This is a genomic window from Gemmatimonadota bacterium (assembly GCA_041390125.1).
In the GTDB taxonomy this organism is placed as follows: domain Bacteria; phylum Gemmatimonadota; class Gemmatimonadetes; order Longimicrobiales; family Gaopeijiaceae; genus JAGQIF01.
In genome coordinates this window covers 1-7044 of the sequence record JAWKQN010000037.1, presented here as the reverse complement: position 1 = coordinate 7044, position 7044 = coordinate 1, and the positions used below count along the sequence as shown (strand labels likewise).

Genomic DNA, 7044 nt, shown 5'->3' with positions numbered 1-7044 from the left:
GGATAGGCGCGGATGACTCCTTCGGCCATGCGTCGCTGAAACAGCCCCGCCGCTTTGGCGAAGACTCCCCGTCGGAACTGCTTGTAGTAGAGCATGTGCAGATCCGGCCAGTCGCGTGCGCAGCGCTCGATCAGCTCGATGGCCCGCCAGTAGCGGGACTGCCAAGCCCACACCTCGCGCAGCACCTGCTCCAACTCCGATAGCGGCTTCGCCGGTGCCGGGCGCGCCGCCGCGGCGTCGAGTGTCGGGAAGTGCGCGATCTCGCCGAACCGCTCCCAGACCCAGGAGACCAAGGCCGAGCCTTCGGTGCTCTGGAAGGGGAGGGACTCGAGGTCCGGCGGTGGCTCCCGCAGCGCCGCGCGCAGCACGAGCTCGAAGAGCGCTTCCTTGTCTGCCACGTACGAGTAGACGCTCCCTACGGACACCTCCGCGCGCTCGGCAACGTCCTGCAGCGTGGCTCCCCGGTACCCGTTCTCGAGGAAGGAGAGGAGTGCGGCGTCGAGGATGCGCTCCAGCCTGGATTCCGTCCGAGTTCGTGCCATGGACAATAAATGAATGAATTGTTCATTCATGTCAAGGCCCGGCTCGGATGGTGGGCGCGTGGCCCCTCGACCGTGCCCAAGCCGTTTCAGGCTCACCCGGCCCGAGCGAGCAGCTGATCTCCGGCCGGGTGCGTTCCCGTATGCACACCGGGAGCGGGCGGGGCCGGGGCACGGATCACCGGTGGCCGGTACCTTGGGGCTGGCAATCCGGGGAGGTGGTTGTGCACCAGACGGAAGTCGAAAGGCTGAACGCCGCCTTCGATCGCGTGATCGACGCGGCGCCGGCGGACCGCGAGGCCCTCATCGCCGACGTGTGTGCGGGAGACGCTGGGTTGGAGCGGCGGCTGCGGGCCCTGCTCAGCCACGACGCCTCCGGCGACACTCCCCTCGACGCCACTTTCGAGCGGGTCGTGGCCACTGCGTTGGACGGGGACGAGGCCGGTGCGCAGGTGGGACCCTACCGCATCGTGCGCGAGATCGGGCGGGGTGGCATGGGCGCGGTCTATCAGGCCGAGCGAGTGGATGGCGCCTTCGAACAGACCGTGGCGCTCAAGCTCGTCAAGCGCGGGATGGACACCGACGACGTGCTGCGCCGCTTCCGCGCCGAGCGTCAGATCCTGGCCGACCTGCAGCATCCCAACATCGCCCGGCTGCACGATGGCGGCGCCGCGTCGGACGGGCGCCCCTACCTGGTGATGGAGTACATCGACGGCGACCACATCACGCGCTGGGCGGACGCCCACCGGCTGTCGCTGGAGCGGCGGCTGGATCTCTTCCGCGACGTGTGCGCCGCCGTGCGCTTTGCTCATCGCAACCTGGTCGTCCACCGGGACCTCAAGCCGTCCAACATCCTGGTGATGGAGGACGGGACGGTGAAGCTCCTCGATTTCGGCATCGCCAAGCTGCTGGGGTCCGCAGCGGACGACCTGACCCGGACGGAGCATCGCGTGCTTACTCCGGCGTATGCCGCGCCGGAACAGCGGAGCGCCGGTGGCGCCGTCACCACGGCAACGGACGTGTACGCGCTCGGAGTGGTGCTGCACGAGCTGCTGACGGGTCAGCGACCCGACCCCGAGCGGCGCACGCTGCCCAGCAAGACGGCATCGGACAAGCCGAGCTCGGGCGCAGCGACGGAAGGGGCGGACACCTCCACCGTCGGTGCGAACCGCGCGACCACGCCGGACCGGTTGCGTATGGCCCTCCGTGGCGATCTGGATGCGATCCTGCTCAAGGCCACGGCACCGGATCCGGACGAGCGCTACGAATCGGTGGACGGCCTGCTGGACGACCTCGAGCGCTTTCGCGAGGCACGCCCGGTCGGAGCGCGCTTGCCCACGCGCTCGTACCACCTGCATCGGTTCGTGCAGCGCAATCGTGGTCCCCTGGCAGCGGTCTCCGGGATCGTCCTCGCGCTGTTCGCAGGACTCGCGGTGGCCTTCCAGCAGCGCAATGCGGCGCGAGCGGAGCGGGACACCGCTCAGGCGGTGGCCGCATATCTCGAAGGCATGTTCGAGTCGGTCAATCCGGTGGGTCGCGATCCGGGGGCGGACACGCTGCGTGTGGTGGACTTCCTGGAGCGTGCCACCGCGTCAGCCCTTGAGGACCTGGCCGGCCAGCCCGCGCTGCAGGCGCGCCTCCTGAGCACGCTGGGGCGCGCCCACTTCTCGCTGTTCGACTTCGAGACCGCGCAGGAGCTGTGGGAGCGCGCGGTGGCGGAGCGGTCCAAGGCGGGGCTTCCGCCCGATCCAGGGGTGATCCGCTCTCTGGGCGAAGTGGCGCTGGAGCGATCGGATTGGGTGAGCGCCGACCGTCTGCTGCCGCAGGCGTTGGAGGCGGCCCGGCAGGTGGCGGACGACACGGCCCGAGCCCAGGTACTGAGCCTCATGGCCCGAGGCCATCTCTACCGCGACGACTTCGATGCAGCCGAGGCGGAGCTGGCGGAGGCGGTGCCCCTGTTGCGTGCGCTGGGCCGCGAGGAGTTGCTTGCCAACGCGCTCTACATGCAAGCCGGGCTTGCGTACGAACGCGGTGATGCGGGGTCGGCCGTCGGTCCGCAGAGGGAGGGTCTCGCGCTGTTTCGTCGACTTCGCGGCGACGACGCCCAGGCGGGGGTTGGCTTCACGAATCTGGCGGTCATGCAGCGCGCCCAGGGGGACCTGGAGGCCGCCGATTCCTCCTTTCGCGCCGCGTTGGAGATCCTGGACGGGGCGGTCCCGGACGATGCGGTCCCCGCCGTGGCGGCGCTGGCGGAATACGCGAATCTGTTGTCCGCCCGGGGACAGAACGAGCGTGCCGACTCGCTCTTCCAGTTGGCGACGAGCCGGGGGGCGGGAGATGAGCGTCGGCTGGCCGTGATTCTGACCAACCATGGCCAGCATCGCTTGCGAGTCGGCGATGTGGAGAGTGGCCTCGCGCTGTCGCGACGCGCCGTGGAGGTGGCCATGCGAGTGTACGGGGAGAGCGCCGCGGTCACCGCAGGCCTCCGTATCGGCGTTGCGCGCGCCCTCGACGCGGCCGGGGACAGCACCGGTGCGGAGCACGAGTACGAAGCGACGCTGGCGGTGGTCGGAAGCGGCGGGCCGCTGGGGATTCGAGTGGCGGCAGCGCGTGGCGCTGCACGCGCACTGTCGCGGCAGGGCCAGCACGCCGCGGCGGAGCAAGCCATGAGGAACGTGCTGGAGGAGACGCCCGACGGCGCGCCGCCAGGCAGTGCCGTGTTTCGCCTTCGTCAGGCGACGCTGCGCGAGATGGTGGCGATGTACGAGCGCTGGGGGCGGTCCGAGGAAGCCGAACGCATTCGGGCCCTACAGCGTGACGAGGCCGATCGGGTGGACGAGGGACGGTAGTCCGGTCCTGACGCGCGGCGGTGCTCCAGCGGGACCGCAACGTCTCGCGTGTGGGCGCGCTTGCCCCGGCCGGCGCAGCAGGTCCAATTGGGTCGAACGTCCACCCCGACCCACTCTCGAACCTCAGCAGCGTGTCCCAGCCCACTCCCGAAGCGGTGACCCAGCTCCTCCGGCGCGCCCACGCCGGGGACGACGGAGCCTTCGACCAGCTCTTCGACGTCGTCTACGACGAGCTCAAACGCCTGGCCCAGGCGGTGCGCCGCTCCGGGGGCTCGGAGACGATCAACACCACAGCGCTGGTTCACGAAGCCTACGTGAAGCTGACGCCCTCCAAGCAGCTTTCCTGGGCGGACCGCAGTCACTTCTTCGGCGTGGCGGCGCGCGCCATGCGCCAGGTGCTGATCGCGGCCGCCGAGAAGAAGTCCGCCAAGAAGCGTGGCGGCGGGCAGGCCCCGGTGGAGTTCGACGAGCAGCTGCACGGTGGCCTGGTCCAGCCCGATCAGCTCCTCGACCTGGACCGCGCGCTGGCCACGCTGGAGGCGGCCAATCCGCGTCAGGCGCGGGTGGTGGAGTGCCGCTTCTTCGCGGGACTTTCCGTCGAGGAGACCGCCGAAGCCCTCGGGGTCTCCGAGCCCACGGTCAAGCGCGACTGGCGCTTCGCGCGGGCTTGGCTCACCGACGCGCTCCAGGCCCGCTGACGCCTCATTGGTTCGGCACCAGGCAGTGCAGCTGGATGCCGCGGATCGTCCAATCCGCCGCCACGGTGATGCCGTTGACCAGTCCGTAGTCGGGGCAGCTCAACCAGACCGTCTCGTCGGTGAGACGCCCCGTATACTGCATGCCCGTCGCCGTGCCGATGCGCCCTCCGCGTCCGTCGATGGTCGTGCAGGCCAGGATGAGGCCCAACACCGCTGTGGCGCCGTCTACCTTGCTCAGCTGGGCCCCGACCCGCTCCACCCATGCCCCCGGCGGGCACTCGCGGTAGTCGCGGAAGAACTCGAACTTCGCGATTCCCGGTCCCAGCAGTCGTAGGATCTGCTCCAGGGTGACGGGAGCGGGAAGAGGTGCCTGGGCATGAAACGCGTCCTCGTCTGCGCTCCAGGACGCTCGTAGTCGGACCGAGCCCGCGAGCCATTCGGCTTCGAGTGCGATTCCCGTGCAGGCTCCGTAGAAGCGACGAACCAAGCTGTTCTGCACCATGTCGGCGGTGATCCCTTTGATGAAACCACCACCGGGACAGAGCGCGGGGATCGTGGGATACCCGCTATGCGCTCCTACCCACCCCGTCGAGACCTGGGTGAAGGTCATGTGCTCCACGTCGATGGTGTCAGCCACCACGTTGGAGGGGCCGGCTGGCCCCCGCGCCCGGAAGAAGACGATCCGGCGCCCCGGCGGGTCGAAGGGTAGGCCCACCGTCGTGTGTGTCGTGCCACCAACCACGCACGGGTGCCAGGGCGCGCCGGCGAAGCTGCTCTGCGTGGACGCCTGGCACTCGGTGTAGTCGCCCTCGAGGCTGTAGTCCAGGAAGGCGGTCACCGTGTTGTCCAGGCTGGGCACGATCTGACCGATCACCGACTCGTTGCCCGCGGGGGACATGACGCTGAAGCTCGTCACCAGTGGGTTGGACAGCGCGATCTGCGCGGACACGATGGGCGAGGGCGCAGCTTCGTTCCTGATCTGGAAATACACCACCTTGGCGCCGTTTGCCGCGCTGAGCTCGTAGGTCGGGCTCTCACGGTAGAGCTGCCAGGGTGATCCTGCGAGCTGCGGGTGCTCTCCAGCCCGGTAGTAGACCGGGTTGCCGAGCGCCTGATGCTCGAGTCGCACGGTGCGGAGACTCGTGATGTACCCGCCGCCGTTGATGCGGAAGTTGACGATGCTGGGTGCGAGCAGGGCCGGGTCGGCCGCGCCGGGTTGGGTCTTGGGCTTGAGCTGGGCGATGGCGGCGTGCGGCATCGCGGCGGAGGCCGCCATCAGCAGCGCGGTGAGCACGAGAGTGTGCCGCGGCGCAAGGCCTCGTTGGACTCCAGACGACGGGCGCATGAGCGGTCTCCGGTTCGGAATGGGACGGGACGCAGGTTCGCTGACCTCGCAACGGCACATACCGGAGCGCCCGCAGTCGGGGATCAGAGGCCGAGGTGGGCCGGAGCCCGGAGGGCCGGTGATCCCCGACGGGGCCGGGTCCGGTATGCCCTCGCGCCGTCGGTGGACACTCATGCCCGCCGCGCTCACTCCGACCCGGAGCCCACGATGTCGTTCGTCCCTCAGCCTGACCCGATCCGCGCTTGGCTGCTCGCCGTGGTGGGACTGGCGGCTACCGCGTCGCCGGGGCGCCTGTCCGGTCAGGAGGTGATTCACGTCGGAGGGCGCTACCCGGCAGGCACCGTGGTGCTCTCGCCCGCAACGGGGGTGGGATTTCGGATCCCCGCCGGGTTCACGGGTCACGCCGACCCCGAGTCCGGACTCTTCCTGCTGCGTGGATCAGGGATGACGGCCGCGGTCTGGGCCTACTCGCAGGGGTCTCCAAGCGACGTGGCGGACGTGGTGCTCTCCGACCTGGACGAGCTCGGCCTGTCGCTGACCCCGGACCAGGTGCACATCCAGGAAACGACGATGAGGGCCTCCTACGACGTCTGGTCGGAGGAGGGTCTGGGCCGGCTGCACGGCGTGGTCGTGCAGGGGCCCCACGGTGCCGACTACGCGGTTGCGGTGCTGGGCGGGCGCGGCGAGGACGAAGCGCTGGTCTCGGCGCTCGCAGCCGTGTCCGGCAGCATCACCTGGAGCGCTCCTGATGCCCCGAGCTGGGTGGCGCAGGCCGAGGGGGTGGTGCTGACCGGAGGCGACGAGTCCGGTACCTCGGTGGATCAGGGAGACGGGACGGCGGGTTCGTTCGTGCGTGAGTCCACCACGGAGCTGACCCTCTGCAGGGACCACAGCTACCAATGGAGATCCGAGGGCGTCTCGTATTTCTCGAGCGACGCCGGGTCCGCCAGCTCGGAGCATTCCGATGCACACGCAGGGACCTGGGCTCTCACGTTCGATCTCGTAGGCGGAGCCTGGTTGATCCTGGAGCCGTGGGACCGCGAGGAGCGCGTCTTCTCGGTAGAGATCTCGGGCGAGGGCGTGTTGTTGGGCGGCCGGGCCTACGTGGTCTCGGCGGCGGGCTGCTGAGCGCCAGGAAAGCGGACGCTCGGGTCGGCTCAACAGGCCGCGTCGAAGTGGAGCGAGCCGGAGTATGAAGAAAGGGTGGTGCCCCTCCTTCTGGGACACCACCCCTCGCGCGCTGCGGAAGCTCCCGACCGATGCGACCGGTCGCGCCGGTGCTACCGCACGTCGAAGCGGTCGAGGTTCATGACCTTGTCCCAGGCCGCGACGAAGTCACGCACGAACGCCTCCTTGGCATCGACACAGGCATAGACCTCCGCGATCGCCCGTAGCTCCGAGTTCGACCCGAAGATCAGGTCTACGCGGGTGGCGGTCCACTTGAGGTCGCCCGTGGCGCGATCGCGCCCCTCGAACAGGTTCTCATCGTCCGAGGTGGCGTTCCACCGGGTCCCCATGTCCAGAAGGTTGACGAAGAAGTCGTTGCTGAGCGCGCCGGGTCGCCCCGTGAAGACCCCGTTTTGCGACGCGCCGACGTTGGCGTTCAGGACGCG

At 69.3% G+C, this 7044-nt stretch carries 6 protein-coding genes; 3 read left to right on the top strand and 3 right to left on the bottom strand.

Annotated elements, in window-relative coordinates; translation table 11 throughout:
- A partial coding sequence (locus R3E98_21690; protein ID MEZ4426023.1) for a helix-turn-helix domain-containing protein occupies positions 1–542 on the bottom strand: 542 nt, incomplete at its 3' end.
- A 221-nt stretch (positions 543–763) separates the two neighbouring features.
- Between R3E98_21690 and R3E98_21685 the strand changes: the two genes are divergently transcribed.
- On the top strand, positions 764–3388 hold the full coding sequence (locus R3E98_21685) for a serine/threonine-protein kinase (GenBank protein ID MEZ4426022.1): 2625 nt from the start codon (positions 764–766) through the stop codon (positions 3386–3388).
- A 131-nt stretch (positions 3389–3519) separates the two neighbouring features.
- Positions 3520–4086 carry an ECF-type sigma factor gene (locus R3E98_21680; GenBank protein MEZ4426021.1) on the top strand — a complete coding sequence of 189 codons (567 nt, stop codon included), beginning with the start codon at positions 3520–3522 and terminating at the stop codon, positions 4084–4086.
- A 4-nt stretch (positions 4087–4090) separates the two neighbouring features.
- Here R3E98_21680 and R3E98_21675 read toward each other — a convergent pair whose 3' ends face one another.
- Positions 4091–5431 carry a hypothetical protein gene (locus R3E98_21675; protein MEZ4426020.1) on the bottom strand — a complete coding sequence of 447 codons (1341 nt, stop codon included), beginning with the start codon at positions 5429–5431 and terminating at the stop codon, positions 4091–4093.
- Positions 5432–5638: 207 nt separating this feature from the next.
- Between R3E98_21675 and R3E98_21670 the strand changes: the two genes are divergently transcribed.
- Positions 5639–6559, top strand: coding sequence for a hypothetical protein (locus tag R3E98_21670; GenBank protein MEZ4426019.1), 921 nt, complete (start codon positions 5639–5641; stop codon positions 6557–6559).
- Positions 6560–6711: 152 nt separating this feature from the next.
- Here R3E98_21670 and R3E98_21665 read toward each other — a convergent pair.
- Positions 6712–7044 (bottom strand): peroxidase family protein (locus R3E98_21665; protein MEZ4426018.1); only part of this gene is annotated, 333 nt, incomplete at its 5' end.